The organism is Streptomyces sp. NPDC045695 (assembly GCF_056432025.1).
This window is the reverse complement of sequence record NZ_JBWKJU010000005.1, coordinates 47,588-64,069: the sequence shown is the minus strand read 5'-3', so window position 1 is coordinate 64,069 and position 16,482 is coordinate 47,588. Positions and strand designations below refer to the sequence as shown.

General features: G+C 71.7%; 15 protein-coding genes and 1 pseudogene. 11 read left to right on the top strand and 5 right to left on the bottom strand.

Annotation, left to right across the window (positions count from 1 at the left end; genetic code table 11):
• The first annotated feature begins 3 nt into the window (after positions 1–3).
• From AC07DU_RS11330 to AC07DU_RS11295, 8 genes are all read left to right on the top strand, one after another.
• The gene (locus tag AC07DU_RS11330; protein WP_360889267.1) at positions 4–2,073 is read left to right on the top strand and encodes a protein meaA; all 2,070 of its coding nucleotides are present in this window, start codon (positions 4–6) and stop codon (positions 2,071–2,073) included.
• On the top strand, positions 2,070–3,044 hold the full coding sequence (locus tag AC07DU_RS11325; RefSeq protein WP_249768874.1) for an HpcH/HpaI aldolase/citrate lyase family protein: 975 nt from the start codon (positions 2,070–2,072) through the stop codon (positions 3,042–3,044). Before AC07DU_RS11330 ends, AC07DU_RS11325 begins: the two co-directional genes overlap by 4 nt.
• Positions 3,045–3,046: 2 nt before the next feature.
• On the top strand, positions 3,047–3,559 hold the full coding sequence (locus AC07DU_RS11320) for a MaoC family dehydratase (RefSeq protein ID WP_030155134.1): 513 nt from the start codon (positions 3,047–3,049) through the stop codon (positions 3,557–3,559).
• A 2-nt stretch (positions 3,560–3,561) separates the two neighbouring features.
• On the top strand, positions 3,562–4,767 hold the full coding sequence (locus tag AC07DU_RS11315) for an acyl-CoA dehydrogenase family protein (protein WP_360889271.1): 1,206 nt from the start codon (positions 3,562–3,564) through the stop codon (positions 4,765–4,767).
• 186 nt (positions 4,768–4,953) lie between these two features.
• A complete protein-coding gene (locus AC07DU_RS11310; protein ID WP_030010161.1) occupies positions 4,954–5,610 on the top strand; it encodes a phosphatidylserine decarboxylase in 657 nt (218 codons plus the stop codon).
• A complete protein-coding gene (gene pssA / locus AC07DU_RS11305; RefSeq protein ID WP_199808112.1) occupies positions 5,597–6,457 on the top strand; it encodes a CDP-diacylglycerol--serine O-phosphatidyltransferase in 861 nt (286 codons plus the stop codon). Before AC07DU_RS11310 ends, pssA begins: the two co-directional genes overlap by 14 nt.
• Before the next feature lie 199 nt (positions 6,458–6,656).
• Positions 6,657–8,141 carry a DNA-3-methyladenine glycosylase 2 family protein gene (locus tag AC07DU_RS11300; RefSeq protein WP_479110822.1) on the top strand — a complete coding sequence of 495 codons (1,485 nt, stop codon included), beginning with the start codon at positions 6,657–6,659 and terminating at the stop codon, positions 8,139–8,141.
• Positions 8,142–8,151: 10 nt separating this feature from the next.
• Entirely contained in the window at positions 8,152–8,670 is a 519-nt protein-coding gene (locus AC07DU_RS11295) for a methylated-DNA--[protein]-cysteine S-methyltransferase (RefSeq protein ID WP_479110820.1), read from the top strand.
• A 17-nt stretch (positions 8,671–8,687) separates the two neighbouring features.
• On the opposite strand, the gene AC07DU_RS11290 is transcribed toward AC07DU_RS11295, so the two are convergent.
• The 4 genes and pseudogenes from AC07DU_RS11290 to AC07DU_RS11275 all read right to left on the bottom strand — a co-directional run.
• Positions 8,688–9,116, bottom strand: coding sequence for a hypothetical protein (locus AC07DU_RS11290; RefSeq protein ID WP_468448059.1), 429 nt, complete (start codon positions 9,114–9,116; stop codon positions 8,688–8,690).
• Between the two features lie 97 nt (positions 9,117–9,213).
• Complete coding sequence (locus AC07DU_RS11285; RefSeq protein WP_453373076.1) at positions 9,214–9,714, bottom strand: NUDIX domain-containing protein; 501 nt, start codon at positions 9,712–9,714, stop codon at positions 9,214–9,216.
• A 9-nt stretch (positions 9,715–9,723) separates the two neighbouring features.
• Positions 9,724–9,996, bottom strand: a complete 273-nt coding sequence (locus tag AC07DU_RS11280) for a BCCT family transporter (protein WP_479110818.1) — start codon at positions 9,994–9,996, stop codon at positions 9,724–9,726.
• A 53-nt stretch (positions 9,997–10,049) separates the two neighbouring features.
• Positions 10,050–10,394, bottom strand: a pseudogene (locus tag AC07DU_RS11275) (BCCT family transporter); the annotation flags it as partial.
• A 238-nt stretch (positions 10,395–10,632) separates the two neighbouring features.
• On the opposite strand from AC07DU_RS11275, the gene AC07DU_RS11270 reads away from it, so the two are divergent.
• The gene (locus AC07DU_RS11270) at positions 10,633–11,790 is read left to right on the top strand and encodes a glycerate kinase (protein ID WP_453373075.1); all 1,158 of its coding nucleotides are present in this window, start codon (positions 10,633–10,635) and stop codon (positions 11,788–11,790) included.
• A 159-nt stretch (positions 11,791–11,949) separates the two neighbouring features.
• On the opposite strand, the gene AC07DU_RS11265 is transcribed toward AC07DU_RS11270, so the two are convergent.
• Complete coding sequence (locus AC07DU_RS11265; protein WP_479027815.1) at positions 11,950–12,528, bottom strand: cysteine hydrolase family protein; 579 nt, start codon at positions 12,526–12,528, stop codon at positions 11,950–11,952.
• A gap of 112 nt (positions 12,529–12,640) precedes the next feature.
• Between AC07DU_RS11265 and AC07DU_RS11260 the strand changes: the two genes are divergently transcribed.
• Positions 12,641–13,639 (top strand): GlxA family transcriptional regulator, encoded by a 999-nt coding sequence (locus AC07DU_RS11260; RefSeq protein ID WP_479110816.1) that lies wholly within the window; start codon positions 12,641–12,643, stop codon positions 13,637–13,639.
• Positions 13,636–16,425 (top strand): SpoIIE family protein phosphatase, encoded by a 2,790-nt coding sequence (locus AC07DU_RS11255; protein ID WP_479027818.1) that lies wholly within the window; start codon positions 13,636–13,638, stop codon positions 16,423–16,425. Before AC07DU_RS11260 ends, AC07DU_RS11255 begins: the two co-directional genes overlap by 4 nt.
• Positions 16,426–16,482 lie beyond the last annotated feature (57 nt).

The following is a 16,482-nucleotide window of genomic DNA, read 5'->3' as shown; positions in this document are numbered from 1 at the left end:
GAGATGACAGAGCGCCAGAAGGACCGTCCGTGGCTCATGCGGACGTACGCCGGCCACTCCACGGCCGAGGCGTCCAACGAGTTGTACCGCCGCAACCTCGCCAAGGGCCAGACCGGCCTGTCGGTCGCGTTCGACCTGCCGACGCAGACCGGCTACGACCCCGACCACGTCCTCGCCCGCGGCGAGGTGGGCCGGGTCGGGGTCCCGGTCTCCCATCTGGGCGACATGCGGCGGCTGTTCCAGGACATCCCCCTGGAGCAGATGAACACCTCGATGACGATCAACGCCACGGCCATGTGGCTGCTGGCGCTCTATCAGGTGGCCGCCGAGGAGCAGGGCGCGGACATCTCCCAGCTCCAGGGCACCACGCAGAACGACATCGTCAAGGAGTACCTCTCGCGCGGGACGCACGTCTTCCCGCCCGGGCCCTCGCTCCGCCTGACGACGGACATGATCGCGTACACGGTCAACCACATCCCGAAGTGGAACCCGATCAACATCTGCTCGTACCACCTCCAGGAGGCCGGGGCCACCCCGGTCCAGGAGATCTCGTACGCGATGTCCACCGCGATCGCCGTCCTCGACTCGGTGCGCGACTCGGGCCAGGTGCCTGAGGAGCGCTTCGGCGAGGTCGTCGCCCGGATCTCCTTCTTCGTGAACGCGGGCGTCCGCTTCATCGAGGAGATGTGCAAGATGCGCGCCTTCGGCCGCATCTGGGACAAGGTCACCCGCGAGCGCTACGGCATCGAGAACGAGAAGCAGCGCCGCTTCCGGTACGGCGTCCAGGTCAACTCCCTGGGCCTGACCGAGGCGCAGCCGGAGAACAACGTCCAGCGCATCGTGCTGGAGATGCTGGCCGTCACCCTCTCCAAGGACGCCCGCGCCCGCGCGGTGCAGCTGCCCGCCTGGAACGAGGCGCTGGGCCTGCCCCGGCCCTGGGACCAGCAGTGGTCGCTGCGCATCCAGCAGGTCCTCGCGCACGAGAGCGACCTGCTGGAGTACGAGGACATCTTCGCCGGATCCCACGTCATCGAAGCCAAAGTCGACTCCCTGGTCGCCGACTGCCTGGCCGAGATCGACCGGATCCAGGAGATGGGCGGCGCGATGGCGGCCGTCGAGTCCGGGTACCTCAAGTCCCAGCTGGTCTCCTCGCACGCCGAGCGGCGGGCGCGGATCGAGGCCGGCGAGGACAAGATCGTCGGCGTCAACTGCTTCCAGCAGACGGAGGAGAACCCGCTCACCTCCGACCTGGACGGCGCCATCATGACGGTGGACCCCGCGGTGGAGGCGCTCACCGTCGAGCGCATCGTCCGCTGGCGGGCCGAGCGGCAGGAGTCCTCGGAGCGGCAGGGGAACGGCGACCCGTTCGTCTTCCCCACCACCCAGCAGGCCCTGGAGCGCCTCAAGGAGGCCGCCGCCGGCACCGAGAACCTGATGGAGGCCACCCTGGAGTGCGCCCGGGCCGGTGTCACCACCGGCGAGTGGGCGGGCGCGCTGCGCGAGGTGTTCGGCGAGTTCCGCGCCCCGACCGGGGTCTCCTCGGCCCCGGTGGCGGTCACCGCCGAGCCCGGCACGCCGATGCACGAGGTCCGCGAGAAGGTGGCCCGTACGGCCGACGAGCTCGGCTCGGGCCGGCTGCGCCTGCTGGTCGGCAAGCCCGGCCTGGACGGCCACTCCAACGGCGCCGAGCAGATCGCCGTCCGGGCCCGCGACGCGGGCTTCGAGGTGGTCTACCAGGGCATCAGGCTGACACCGGAGGAGATCTCCGCGGCGGCGCTGGCCGAGGACGTGCACTGCGTGGGACTGTCCATCCTGTCCGGATCCCACAGCGCACTCGTCCCGGACGTCCTCGAACGCCTGCGCGCGGCGGGGGCGGGTGACATCCCCGTCATCGTCGGAGGCATCATTCCGAACGCGGATGCCGTGACGCTCAAGGCGGCCGGCGTCGCCGCCGTCTTCACGCCGAAGGACTTCGGCATCACGGAGATCATCGGCCGTATCGTCGACGAGATCCGCAAAGCCAACAAGCTCGCCCCTCTCGAAATCCTTGCAAGCACGGAGGTCCCCGCATGACCACGCCAGTCCACCCGGTGAACCGTCTCCGCCCGCGTCGCTCCTGCCTCGCGGTGCCCGGCTCGAACCCGCGGTTCCTGGAGAAGGCCCAGGGCCTGCCGGCCGACCAGGTCTTCCTGGACCTGGAGGACGCCTGCGCGCCGCTCGCCAAGGAAGGCGCCCGCCACACCATCGTGGACGCGCTGAACAACGGCGACTGGACGGGCAAGACCCGGGTCGTGCGCGTCAACGACTGGACCACGCACTGGACCTACCGCGACGTCATCACGGTCGTCGAGGGCGCCGGCCAGAACCTCGACTGCATCATGCTGCCGAAGGTCCAGGACGCCCAGCAGGTCGTGGCGCTGGACCTGCTGCTGACGCAGATCGAGAAGACCATGGGCTTCGAGGTCGGCAAGATCGGCATCGAGGCGCAGATCGAGAACGCCAAGGGCCTGGTGAACGTCGACGAGATCGCCGCCGCCTCGCCGCGCCTGGAGACCATCATCTTCGGCCCGGCCGACTTCATGGCCTCGATCAACATGAAGTCCCTGGTCGTGGGCATGCAGCCGCCTGGCTACGGCGCGGACGCCTACCACTACATCCTCATGCGGATCCTGATGGCGGCCCGCATGCACAACCTCCAGGCGATCGACGGCCCCTTCCTCCAGATCCGTGACGTGGACGCCTACCGCGAGGTGGCCGGCCGGGCGGCGGCGCTGGGCTTCGACGGCAAGTGGGTGCTGCACCCGGGCCAGGTCGACGCGGCCAACGAGGTCTTCTCCCCGTCGCAGGAGGACTACGACCACGCCGAGCTCATCCTCGACGCGTACGACTGGTGCACCTCGGAGGCCGGCGGCAAGAAGGGCTCGGCGATGCTGGGCGACGAGATGATCGACGAGGCCAGCCGCAAGATGGCCCTGGTCATCGCGGGCAAGGGCCGCGCCGCGGGCATGCAGCGCACCAGCAAGTTCGAGATCCCGGAGGCCTGAGCATGCAGTTCGGACGCACTTACGAGGAGTTCGAGGTCGGCGCGGTCTACAAGCACTGGCCCGGAAAGACGGTCACGGAGTACGACGACCACCTCTTCTGCCTGCTGACCATGAATCACCACCCGCTCCACATGGACAGCAACTACGCCGAGAACACGACCGACTTCGGCAAGAACGTCGTCGTGGGCAACTACATCTACTCGCTGCTGCTCGGCATGTCCGTGCCGGACGTCTCCGGGAAGGCCATCGCCAACCTGGAGATCGAGTCCCTGCGGCACGTGGCGCCGACCTTCCACGGCGACACGATCTACGGCGAGACCACGGTCCTCGACAAGACCCCGTCGAAGTCGAAGAACGACCGCGGCATCGTCTACGTCGAGACCAAGGGCTACAAGCAGGACGGCACCCTCGTCTGCGTCTTCCGGCGCAAGGTGATGGTCCCGACCGAGACGTACATCAAGGAGCGCGGCGGCGAGCAGCCCGGCCGCCCGCAGCTGAAGGAACAGGGGAAGTAGCCATGGCCCGACTCGCCCAGACCGCCGGGCTCACGGACGTCCAGCGGGAGATCCTCAAGACCGTCCGGGAGTTCGTCGACAAGGAGATCATCCCGGTCGCGACCGAGCTGGAGCACCGCGACGAGTACCCGCAGGCGATCGTCGACGGCCTCAAGGAGCTCGGCCTCTTCGGGCTGATGATCCCGGAGGAGTACGGCGGCCTGGGTGAGTCGCTCCTCACCTACGCCCTGTGCGTCGAGGAGATCGCGCGCGGCTGGATGTCCGTCTCGGGCATCATCAACACGCACTTCATCGTGGCGTACATGCTCAAGCAGCACGGCACGCAGGAGCAGAAGGACTACTTCCTGCCGCGCATGGCGCTGGGCGAGGTGCGCGGCGCGTTCTCGATGTCCGAGCCGGCCCTCGGCTCGGACGTGTCGGCCATCACGTCCAAGGCGGTGAAGGACGGGGACGAGTACGTCCTGAACGGCCAGAAGATGTGGCTGACGAACGGCGGCAGCTCCACCCTGGTGGCCGTCCTCGTGCGCAGTGACGAAGGACACCCCGAGGGCACCGCGCCCCACAAGTCGATGACGACCTTCCTCGTCGAGAAGGAGCCGGGCTTCGGTGAGGTCCGTCCGGGCCTGACCATCCCCGGCAAGATCGACAAGATGGGCTACAAGGGCGTCGACACGACCGAGCTCATCATGGACGGACTGCGCATTCCGGCCAATCGGGTCCTCGGCGGCGAGACCGGCCGAGGGTTTTACCAAATGATGGACGGGGTCGAGGTCGGCCGCGTCAACGTGGCGGCGCGTGGCTGCGGCGTCGCTCAGCGTGCTTTCGAGCTGGGTGTCTCCTATGCCCAGCAACGTCACACTTTCGGCAAGCCGATCGCCCAGCACCAGGCCATCCAGTTCAAGCTGGCCGAAATGGCTACCAAGGTCGAAGCCGCTCATGCCATGATGGTGAACGCAGCACGCAAAAAGGACTCCGGGGAACGAAACGACCTCGAAGCAGGGATGGCGAAGTACCTCGCCTCCGAGTACTGCAAGGAAGTGGTCGAGGACGCCTTCCGGATCCACGGCGGATACGGGTTCTCGAAGGAGTACGAGATCGAGCGTCTCTACCGAGAGGCTCCGATGTTGCTGATCGGTGAAGGTACCGCCGAGATCCAGAAAATGATCATCGGGCGACGCCTGCTTGAGGAGTACCGACTCCAGGGCTGAAAGTCCCTTTTGCGGCGAATCGTCCATGGATTCGCCGCAGGGGGGTCACTACCAGTCACTGGCTGACGGTCATCGACTCGGCTTCTGGCTTGCCCAGTTGTTGCGCGCAACCGATAGCATTCCAGTAAAGCCGCCGTCCCGTCCCCCTGTTTGCGGCGCGGCAATCACCCGCTACGAAGGTCATCCATGCCCCACAGCCAAACCTCTGCACCTCGCGACAGCCTCCTTGGCGTACGCCTCGCGCGCGGAGCATCGCCGTGGCTTCTGCCGACCGTCGCCACCGCGGCGCTCAGCCTCACCCGGGCCCGCAAGTCCGGACGCTGGGCCGCGGCGGCCGTGCCCGCAACCGCGCTCGCCGCGGGCATGCTGTGGTTCTTCCGCGACCCCGAGCGTGAGATCGCTCAGGGCCGTGTCATCTCCCCCGCCGACGGTGTGGTGCAGAGCATCATGCCGTGGAAGGACGGACGGACCCGGGTCGCGATCTTCATGAGCCCGCTGAACGTCCACGTCAACCGCGCGCCCCTCGCGGGCACGGTGACGTCCGTGGAGCACATCCCCGGCGGATTCGTCCCGGCGTTCAACAAGGAGAGCGAGAACAACGAGCGCGTTGTCTGGCACTTCGACACCGAGCTCGGCGACATCGAGATGGTGCAGATCGCCGGCGCCGTCGCCCGTCGCATCGTCCCCTACCTGCCGGCCGGCACCAAGGTGGAGCAGGGCGAACGCATCGGTCTGATCCGCTTCGGCTCCCGCGTCGACATCTATCTCCCCGAGGGTGTCGAGGTCGCGGTCGAGGTCGGTCAGGCCACCACCGCGGGGGTGACACGAATTGACCGTGACTGACCCTGAGACTCCCGCCGCCGGCTGGGTGCCCGAGCCCGCCGAGGAGGAGTCCGCCGAGGACGACATGCCGCTCTCGCTGCGGCTGTCGATAGCGGACACCCTCACCCTCGGTAACGCGACGTGCGGATTCATGGCGGTGTACTTCACCACCACCGGGATCCTCATTCCGCACCTCACCGGCAGCGGCGAGTCGGGCATGGCCCGCAACAGCGCCGCGACGGCAGTGATACTGATGCTGCTCGCCGCGGTCTTCGACCTCTTCGACGGCATCGTGGCCCGCAAGCTGCGCAGCTCGCCGATGGGCGCTGAGCTGGACAACCTGTCCGACCTGATCAGCTTCGGCCTGGCTCCGGCCTACTTCGTGCTCGTCTACGGCATGGTCGCCGTCGACGCGCACCAGAAGATGTCGGCGCTGGCCGCGATCGTGGTGCTGCTCGCCGTGGTGCTGCGACTCGCGAGATTCAGTTGCGTGACGATGAAGGACGGCATGTTCCAGGGCATGCCGAGCCCGTTCGGCGCGCTGACGGTCGTCTCGATCGTGCTGCTGGAGCTGCCGTTCGTCCCGACGCTGCTGGCGATCATCGGGGTGGCCTGGCTGATGGTGAGCCGGGTCGAGTACCCGAAGCCGCGGGGTGTCCTCGCGGTGGCGATGCTGTGCTGGATCATCAGCGCGATGGGGCTGCTGGCGGCCTGGGCGTTCGACGCCCCGGGCGGTCAGCTGCTACTCCAGACCGGCTGCGCCCTGCAGATCGCGATGGCGGCGACCATCCCGCTGTTCGCGACGACCCGTCGCGCGAACACGTTCCGCCACAACCGGCGGGAAGCCCGCGCGGCGACGCTGCGCTGAGCTCCTCCGTGTGAGAGGGCCCCGGATGCCATGGGCATCCGGGGCCCTCTCGCGTTGCCGGGCCCGCCCGCCGTACCCGGGGGCAGGGACGTGCGGCCCGGTGACGCGGCGGCATCCCCCCGTCGAGCCGGCGGCGGCCGCTACGCTTGATGTCGGAAAACCGCCAGCCGCAGGCGGCCGCGCCCCGGATCCTGGAGCCATGCACACCGACACCGAGCGCTGCGTAAGGGCCGTGCAGTCGAAGGACGCCCGCTTCGACGGCTGGTTCTTCACCGCCGTGCTGACCACCCGGATCTACTGTCGGCCCAGCTGCCCCGCCGTCCCGCCGAAGGTCGAGAACATGACCTTCCTGCCCAGCGCCGCCGCCTGCCAGCAGGCCGGGTTCCGGGCGTGCAAGCGGTGCCGGCCCGATACGAGTCCCGGTTCGCCCGAGTGGAACGCCCGCGCCGACGCCGTCGCACGGGCGATGCGGCTGATCCAGGACGGGGTGGTGGACCGGGAAGGGGTCCCGGGCCTCGCCACCCGCCTCGGCTACTCCACCCGCCAGGTCGAGCGGCAGCTCAACGCCGAGCTGGGGGCCGGACCCCTCGCCCTGGCACGGGCCCAGCGCGCCCAGACGGCCCGGCTGCTCATCGAGACCTCCGAGCTCCCCATGGGCGACCTCGCCTTCGCCTCCGGCTTCTCCTCCATCCGTACCTTCAACGACACCGTCCGCGAGGTCTTCGCCCTGTCCCCGAGCGAGCTGCGGGCCAGGGCGGTGAAGGCCAGCCTGAACAAGAACGCCCCGCCCAAGATCCCCGGGACGATCAGTCTGCGGCTGCCGTTCCGGGCCCCCCTCAACCCCGACAACCTCTTCGGGCACCTCGCCGCGACCGCCGTCCCCGGGGTCGAGGAGTGGCGGGACGGCGCCTACCGCCGCACCCTGCGGCTCCCCTACGGCACGGGTGTCGTCGCCCTGACCCCGCGGCCCGACCACATCGGCTGCCGCCTCGCCCTCACCGACCTGCGCGACCTCACCATCGCCATCAGCCGCTGCCGCTGGATGCTCGACCTGGACGCCGACCCGGAGGCGGTCGACGGCCAGCTCCGCTCCGACCCGCTGCTGGCCCCGCTCGTGGACAAGGCACCCGGGCGCCGGGTTCCCCGTACGGTCGACGCGGCGGAGTTCGCCGTACGGGCCGTCCTCGGCCAGCAGGTCTCCACCGCGGCGGCGCGCACGCACGCGGCCCGGCTGGTCAGCGCGCACGGCGAGAGCGTCGAGGACCCGCTGGGCGGGCTCACGCACCTCTTCCCGTCCCCGCAGGCGCTCGCCGGGCTGGACCCGCAGTCCCTGGCCCTGCCGCGCAGCCGGCGCACCACGCTCACGACGCTGGTCTCGGCGCTCGCCGACGGCTCACTGCCGCTCGGCATCGACAGCGACTGGGAGGCGGCGCGCGCGCAGCTGGGCGCGCTGCCCGGTTTCGGTCCGTGGACCACCGAGGTGATCGCGATGCGGGCGCTCGGCGACCCGGACGCGTTCCTCCCGTCCGATCTGGGGGTCCGGCGGGCGGCGCGCGGGCTCGGGCTGCCGTCCACCCCCTCCGCGCTGACCGTCCGCGCGGCCGGGTGGCGGCCCTGGCGCGCCTACGCCGTCCAGTACCTGTGGGCCACCGACGCCCACCCCATCAACCACTTGCCCGCCTGAGGAGCACGCCATGAGCAGCAAGCAGCACACCGTCGTCGACAGCCCCTACGGCGCGCTCACCCTGGTCACCACGGACGGTGCCCTGTGCGGCCTGTACATGACGGGCCAGCGCCACCGGCCCGCCGAGGAGTCCTTCGGGGAGCGGGTCGCCGCGACCGAGGAACCCTTCCCCGAAGTGGTGCGCCAGCTGGCCGCGTACTTCGCCGGGGAGCTCACCGAGTTCGCGCTCCCCCTGCGCCTGGAGGGCACCGCCTTCCAGCGCAGCGTCTGGGACCAGCTCGTACGGATCCCGTACGGCGAGACCTGGTCGTACGGCCGGCTCGCGGCGGAGCTGGGCAAGCCGAACGCCTCGCGCGCGGTGGGGCTGGCCAACGGGAAGAACCCGGTGGGCATCATCGTGCCCTGCCACCGGGTGATCGGGGCCTCGGGCGCCATGACCGGCTACGGCGGCGGGGTCGAGCGCAAGGTCCAGCTGCTGGCCTTCGAGTCCGGGGAAACGCTCCCGGTCGGCGCCAGCGCGAGGGTGTAGCGGGGCTCCGCGCCGGGTCAGACGACGAGGAGGGGGACGAGCAGGGCGAAGGCGGCGCCCGCCTCCACGGCGTAGCTGTAGAGCGAGGGGTGCTGGACGGGAGCGGCGAGGAGGACGACGCTCTGCTGGGTGGCGGCCGCCGTCACCCAGTCGGCGTCGGCACCGAGGTTGCCCTGGTACCAGCCTTCACAGGAGCCGGGGCCGGTGACGGCGAGCAGGTCGTCCTCGCGGCGGTAGAAGGCCTGCCAGTCGGCGGCGGGCGCGGACCAGCCCTCGAAATCGGTGAACCGGGCCCAGCCGCCTTCGCGTATCGCGGTGTCGAACAGCCAGACGGGAGTGCCCTCGGGGGTGACCTCACCGCCGGCCTGCTGGTCGGTGGTGAAGTGGACCATGGGCAGGGCGTCGGGCCCGTCGGCGGTGCTGGGCCAGGCGTACATCGTGATCATCTGCTGATTCTGTCCTGGTCGAAGTAAGCCCGGTGTTACAGGGGACGGGGCAGGACCGCAGGCCAGTGGCCACTGGCCACTGGCCACTGGCCACGGCTCACGGGGAGACCGGGCGCCGGCCGTTCTCCAGTTCCGCCGTGCCCTCGCCCGACAGCAGGACGCGGTACGCCTCCTGGGTGCGCAGCCCGAGCGATCCCGGCAGGTAGGCGGTGAGTTCGGCCGGCTCGACCAGCCGCCACGAGATCAGCTCCTCCTCCTGGAGCGTGATCGAGGCGAGCTGGGACGCATCGAGCACCCCGCCGTCGTAGAGGTAGGCGACCAGCGGCGGGCGGGCGGCGCCGAGGGTCCAGTCGACGGCGAGCAGCCGGCCGAGCGGCACGTCGATGCCGATCTCCTCGGCGCTCTCGCGGCGGGCGGCCGTACGCGGCGACTCGCCCTGGTCCGACTCGATGGTGCCGCCCGGCAGCGCCCAGCCCTCGCGGTAGTTGGGCTCGACGAGCAGGACCCTGCCCTCGGCGTCCCGGTAGAGGGCGGCGGCGCCGGCCAGCACCCGGGGCAGGCTCGCGATGTACGTGGCGTAGTCATCCGTGGTGGTCACCGCGCCACCCTACCCAGGGCGGCCGAGGCCGTCCTCGCGGCCCGGGCCCCGGCCCCGGCCCCGCCCGGTGAGGGCGTCGCCTGCCATGGCCCGGACGGCGTCCCGCGCGCCGTGCGGGGGGTGGTGGCGGGCCGGTCCGGCGCCGGGGTCCTCGCGGAGCTCCTTCACCAGGGCCCAGCACAGCAGCAGCATGACGACGACGAAGGGCAGCGCGACCATGGTGGCGGTCTGCAGGGACTTCAGGCCGCCCGCGACGAGCAGGACGGCGGCCACGGCGGCCATCAGCACGCCCCAGGTGACGACGAGCCAGGTGGGCGGGTGCAGGGACCCCCGGCTGCGCCGGAGGCGGGGGGCGGGTTCAGGTAGTGGGTGAGGGGCTCGCCCACTCCGAAGAACATCAGGCCGATGCCCATGCCGGCGCTGAACATCATCGCGATCCACGCGAGGTTGGTGAACTCGGGCTGGGAGTCGTCCCGGCCGAGCCGGATCCGGCCGAAGCGGCTGACGGCGAGCACGACGCACATCACCAGGAAGAGGTCGGCGGCGATCACGAAGAGCCAGGCGAAGTTCTCCAGGACCCAGGCGAGCGCGGTGCGCGACGCCGTGTCGAAGGAGCCCTTGGCCAAAGCCGCCCAGGCGACGACGGCCAGCACGGCGATCAGGCCCACGGTGACGACCATGTGGTCGGGAGCGCCGTCCACCGGTTCGCGACACCGTCCGCGGTGACGTCCGGGCCCCCGCCCGCACGTCCGGACGTGACTGTTCCCGCGCTTCCGTACTCATGCCGCCCCACTATGCAGACGTATATCCCGATTTAGGGACATGGCGCGCCGGGTGTGGCCCAGGCCACTCATGGGCATAGGAGGATCCTCCGGATAAGCTCATGGCGGCGCGACTGCACTGTTCGATAGCAAGGGAATGGCAAAGGTGACGGACGGAGCAGTAACTGAGGCCGCGCGCGTGCTCATCGCCGCGGACAAATTCAAGGGCTCGCTCACGGCCGTTCAGGTCGCGGAGCGGGTGACGGCCGGTCTTCGCAAGGCCGTCCCGGGCGTGGAGATCGAGACCCTCCCCGTGGCGGACGGCGGCGACGGGACGGTCGCGGCAGCGGTGGCGGCCGGTTTTGAACGCCGGGAGGTACGGGTCACGGGGCCCCTCGGTGACCAGGTCACGGCCGCCTTCGCGTTCCGCGAGGGCACGGCGGTGGTCGAGATGGCGGAGGCCTCCGGACTCCAGCTGCTGCCGGCGGGCACCTTCGCCCCCCTGACGGCCACCACGTACGGCTCGGGCGAGCTGCTGAAGGCCGCGCTGGACGCCGGTGCGCGCTCGATCGTCTTCGGCGTGGGCGGCAGCGCCACCACCGACGGCGGCGCCGGCATGCTGGCCGCGCTCGGCGCGGTGTTCCTGGATGCGAACGGCGAACCGGTCGGTCCGGGCGGCGGCGCGCTGGCCGGCCTGGCCTCGGCGGACCTGTCCGGCATCGACCCGCGCTTCGCCGACGTGGACTTCGTCCTGGCGAGCGACGTGGACAACCCGCTGACCGGCCCGAAGGGCTGCGCGGCTGTCTACGGCCCGCAGAAGGGCGCCTCGCCCGAGGACGTGGCCACGCTGGACGCGGCGCTGGCCCACTTCGCGGTGGTCCTGGAGAAGTCGATCGGAGCGAAGGCCGCCGAGTGCGCGGTGCTCCCGGGTGCGGGGGGTGCGGGCGGCATCGGCTACGGGGCGTTGCTGCTCGGCGCGACGTTCCGCCCCGGCATCGAGCTGATGCTGGAGGTGCTGGGCTTCGCGCCGGCGCTGGAGCGGGCCACCCTGGTCATCACCGGGGAGGGTTCGCTGGACGAGCAGACCCTGCACGGCAAGGCCCCGGCCGGTGTGGCCGCGGCCGCCCGCGCGGCGGGCAAGCCGGTCGTGGCGGTGTGCGGACGTCTGCTGCTGAGCGAGGAAGCCCTTCGGTCGGCCGGGATCCAGCGGGCGTACCCGCTGACCGACCTGGAGCCCGACCCGGCCAAGTCCATCCCGAACGCCGGTCCCCTGCTGGAGCGGGTCGCGGCCACCATCGCCGCCGACGTGCTCTGAATCATCCAGCCTCGCCGGCGTTTTTTGAGGCGCGGGGTCTGGGGCGGAGCCCCAGAAAACCCGGCTCCGCCGGGCACCGGGCCCTGCCCGGACCCTCCCCCGGACTCCGTCCGGGGGGACCTCCACTCAAACGCCGGCGAGGCTGAAGGGCAGGCGGCCTCAGCCGAGGAGCTCCGCCGTGGTGACCACGCGGGCGAAGCCGCCCCCCTGGAGGTTGACCGCCGTGGCCGTCGCCAGCTGGGCGGCGGTCAGGGACGCCCCCGCCGGTCCGGCCAGGTCGAAGGTGTGGGTGGCGTCGAGCGGCACGATGACGTCGTAGCCGAGGTTGCCCGCCATGCGTGCGGTGGTCTCGACGCACATGTTGGTCTGGATGCCGACCACGACCAGCTGGCCGATCCCCCGGGCGGTGAGCCACTCGGCCAGGTCCGGCGTCCCGTAGAAGGCGGAGTTCACGCTCTTGGTGATCACGAGGGCGCCGGCGCGCCGCTTCTCCACCAGGTCCTTGAAGGCGTGACCGGGGTGGTCCGCGGCCAGGACGGAACCGGGGCGCTCGGAGAGGTGCTGTACGAGGACCACCGGGCGGCCCGCGCCCTGCCAGGCGTCCATCAGGGCGGCGATGTTGTCCTCCGCGGCGGGGTTGTCGCGGGGCCCCCAGAAGGACGCGTCGTCGAAGCCCTTCTGCACGTCGATGACCAGCAGGGCACTGTCGGGGGCGATCTCGATCGCGTTCGTTGTCATGCCTCCATGCTGTCCGCCGCGCGGCCGGTCCGACAGGACCACCGATGTCCCGAACCGATGGGATCCTGCCAACCTGGCAGCCGTGACGGGGCGCCCCTGGCAGGATGCCGGCATGCACCGCGTCGCGATCGTCGTCCAGCCCGGCATCCGCAGCTTCGACCTGGCCGTCATCACCGAGGTCTGGGGTGCCGGCCGCAGCCGCGGCGCCGTGCCCGCCTTCGAGCTGCGCCGCTGCGCCCTGGAGCCCGGTCCCGTCGCCCTGCCCGGCGGCCTGACCCTGACCCCCGACCGGGGGCTGGACTGGCTGGCCACGGCCGACCTGGTCGTCGTACCGGCACTGGCCGAGCCCGCCGATCCGACGCCCGAGCCGGTCCTCGCCGCCCTGCGCGCGGCGCACGCCCGGGGCGTGCCCGTCGCCGCCCTGTGCGCCGGAGCGTTCGTACTGGCGGAGGCCGGGCTGCTGGACGGCCGCCGGGCCGTCACCCATTGGTGGCTGGCGCCGCAGCTGGCCGCACGGTACCCGGCGGTCGTGGTCGAGGACGCCCCGCTCTACGTGGAGGACGACGGGCTGTGGACCTCTGCCGGGGTGGCCGCCGGGATCGACCTCTGCCTGCACCTGGTCCGGGAGGCGCACGGCGCCGAGGCCGCCGCCTCCATCGCCCGTTCCATGGTGACGGGCCCTTTCCGTGCGGGGGCCCACGCCCAGTACCTCGACCGGCCCGTCCCGGCCGCGGACCGGACCGCCGAGGCACTGGCCGCCGTACGGGAACGCGCCCTGCGCTCCCTGGACCAGCCGGTGGACGTGGCCACCCTGGCCGGCTGGGCGGGGATGTCCGCGCGCTCCTTCGCCCGCCACTTCACCGCGGCCACCGGCACCACCCCGCACCGCTGGCTGCTGGAGCACCGGCTGGACGCGGCCCGCAAGCTCCTGGAGCGCACCGACCACCCCGTCCGGGAGGTGGCCCGCCGGACCGGATTCGCCAGCGAGGTCACCTTCCGCCAGCACTTCACCGCGTACGTCGGCCTCGGTCCTCGCGCGTACCGTGCGGCCGCAGCCGCCCCGGGGCAGCCAGCCCCAAACTCACTGGACAGTGTTAAAAAGGGCTCATGACGGGACGTTTTGGTCGCCAGCCGACCGGGTGGGGCTCGCGCCTTCTCCCGCGCCTGTCCCGGTGGGGGCGCAGCGTCGCCGGTCAGGTCTTCGCCCTCCAGGCGGTGATCGTGCTGCTCCTGATCGCCGCGGCCGCGGTGGCGCTGGTGGTCCAGGCCCGCTACGACAGCCAGCGCGACGCCCGTCACCGCTCGCTCGCGGCCGCCGAGGCCTTCGCGCACGCGCCCGGTCTGCCCGAGGCGCTGAAGTCGCCGGATCCGACCGGCGCGCTCCAGCCGCTGGCCGAGGCGGCCCGGCGGGGCTCGGGCGTCGACTTCATCGCCGTGATGAACACCGAGGGGGTCCGCTACACCGACTCGCGGCCGGAGCTGATCGGCCAGAAGGCCACCGGCGACCTCGACCGCGCCGTCGCCGGGGAGTCGTTCACCGAGACCTTCACCGGGGAGCCGAGCGACGCCGTCCGGGCCGTGGTCCCCGTCCGGGACGCGAGCGGCGCCGTCGTCGGCCTGGTCGGCACCGGCATAGAGGTGGCCAACGTCTCCCAGGTGGTCGAGGGTCAGCTGCCCCTCCTGCTCGGCGCCGCGGCGGGCGGCCTGCTGCTCGGCACGGGCGGCGCCGCCCTGGTCAGCCGGCGGCTGCGGCGCCAGACCCGCGGGCTCGGGGCCGCGGAGATGACCCGGATGAACGAGCACCACGAAGCCGTCCTGCACGCCGTGCGCGAGGGCGTGCTGATCATCGGCGCCGACCGGCGGCTGGTCCTGGCCAACGACGAGGCCCGTCGGCTCCTCGACCTGTCGGCCGAGGCCGAGGGGCGGCCCGTCGCCGAACTGGGCCTCGACCCGCGCACCACCGAGCTGCTGGCCTCCGGCCGGATCGTGACGGACCTCGTCCACCTGGCGGGCGACCGGCTCCTCGCCGTCAACGTACGGCCCACCAAGCCGTTCAAGGGCCGCCCCACCGGCCACGTCGTGACCCTGCGGGACTCCACCGAGCTCGCGGCGCTCTCCGGCCGGGCCGAGGTGGCCCGCGGCCGGCTCCAGCTGCTGTACGACGCCGGGGTGCGGATCGGTACGACCCTGGACGTGGTGCGGACCGCCGAGGAGCTGTCGGAGGTCGCCGTCCCGCGCTTCGCGGACTTCGTCACGGTGGAACTGCTGGATCCGGTGCTGCGCGGTGACGAGCCCTCGCTGGTCAACGGCGTCTACACCGAGATGCGCCGGGCGGCCATCTCCGGGATCCGCACCGACTCGCCGCTCCAGCCGGTCGGCGACGTCATCCGGTTCGTCGTGCCGACGGCCCCGATGGCGGCGGCCCTGGACGCCGGGCACGCGGTGCTGGCGGCCGACCTGCACGCGGCCATGGGCTGGCGGGCCCAGGACTCCCAGGGGACCCGCGCGGCCCTGGACTACGGGCTGCACTCACTGATCTCCGTACCCCTCCAGGCGCGGGGCGTGGTCCTCGGCATGGCCAACTTCTGGCGGGCCGACACCCCGGAGCCCTTCGAGGAGGAGGACCTCTCCTTCGCCGAGGAGCTGGGCGCCCGCGCCGCCGTCTCCATCGACAACGCCCGCCGTTTCACCCGCGAGCACGCGATGGCCGTGACGCTCCAGCGCAGCCTGCTGCCCCGGGTGCTGCCCGACCAGAGCGCGGTGGACGTGGCCTTCCGCTACCTACCCGCGACGGCGGGGGTGGGCGGCGACTGGTTCGACGTGATCCCGCTGCCCGGCGCCCGGGTGGCGCTGGTCGTCGGCGATGTCGTCGGGCACGGGGTGCACGCGGCGGCCACCATGGGCCGGCTGCGGACCGCCGTGCACAACTTCTCCACCCTGGACCTGCCGCCCGACGAGCTGCTGGGACACCTGGACGAGCTGATCAACCGGATCGACCAGAACGAGGCCGGCAACGGCGGGGACGAGGAGGAGGGCAACTCCGACGGGGTGGCCGGGCCGGCCGGGATCACCGGCGCCACCTGTCTCTACGCGGTCTACGACCCGGTCTCCGGGCACTGCTCGATGGCCAGCGCCGGACACCCCGGGCCCGCGCTGATCCGCCCCGACGGGCAGGTGGAGTTCCCGGAGCTGCCCACCGGGCTGCCGCTCGGCGTCGGCGGCATGCCCTTCGAAGCCGCCACGTTCCGGCTGCCCGAGGGAAGCCGGCTGGTGCTGTTCACCGACGGCCTGGTGGAGGACCGCGACCGGGACTTCGACGCCGGCCTGCACCTGCTGGGCGACACGCTGTCGCGGCCCGGCCGCAGCCCCGACCAGGCTTGTTCGGACGTGCTCGCGGCGATGCTGTTCCCGGTGCCGAGCGACGACATCGCCCTGCTGATCGCCGACACCCGGCGGCTGGAGGCCGACCGGATCGCCGAGTGGGAGGTGCCGGGCGAGCCCTCGGCCGTCTCGCGGGTGCGCAACGCCGGCTCGGCGCAGCTCGCCGCATGGGGCCTGGAGGACGTCTCCTTCACCACCGAACTGATCCTCAGCGAGCTGGTCACCAACGCCATCCGGTACGGGAGCGCGCCCGTCCGGGTGCGTCTGCTGCGCGACCGCAACCTCATCTGCGAGGTCTCCGACGGCAGCAGCACCTCCCCGCACCTGCGGTACGCGGCCACCACCGACGAGGGCGGGCGCGGGCTGTTCCTGGTCGCCCAGTACGCCGACCGGTGGGGCACCCGCTACACCGAGCGCGGGAAGGTCATCTGGGCCGAGCTGCCGCTGACCGGGGGCGCGGAGCCGCAGGCGCCGGCCCCGCTGGACCTGGACGCACTGGAGGACATGGCCTGGTGACCTGTGCCTCCCGGCACGGGAAGTCGGGGCGTCAGGGCGTCAGGGCGTCAGGGCGTC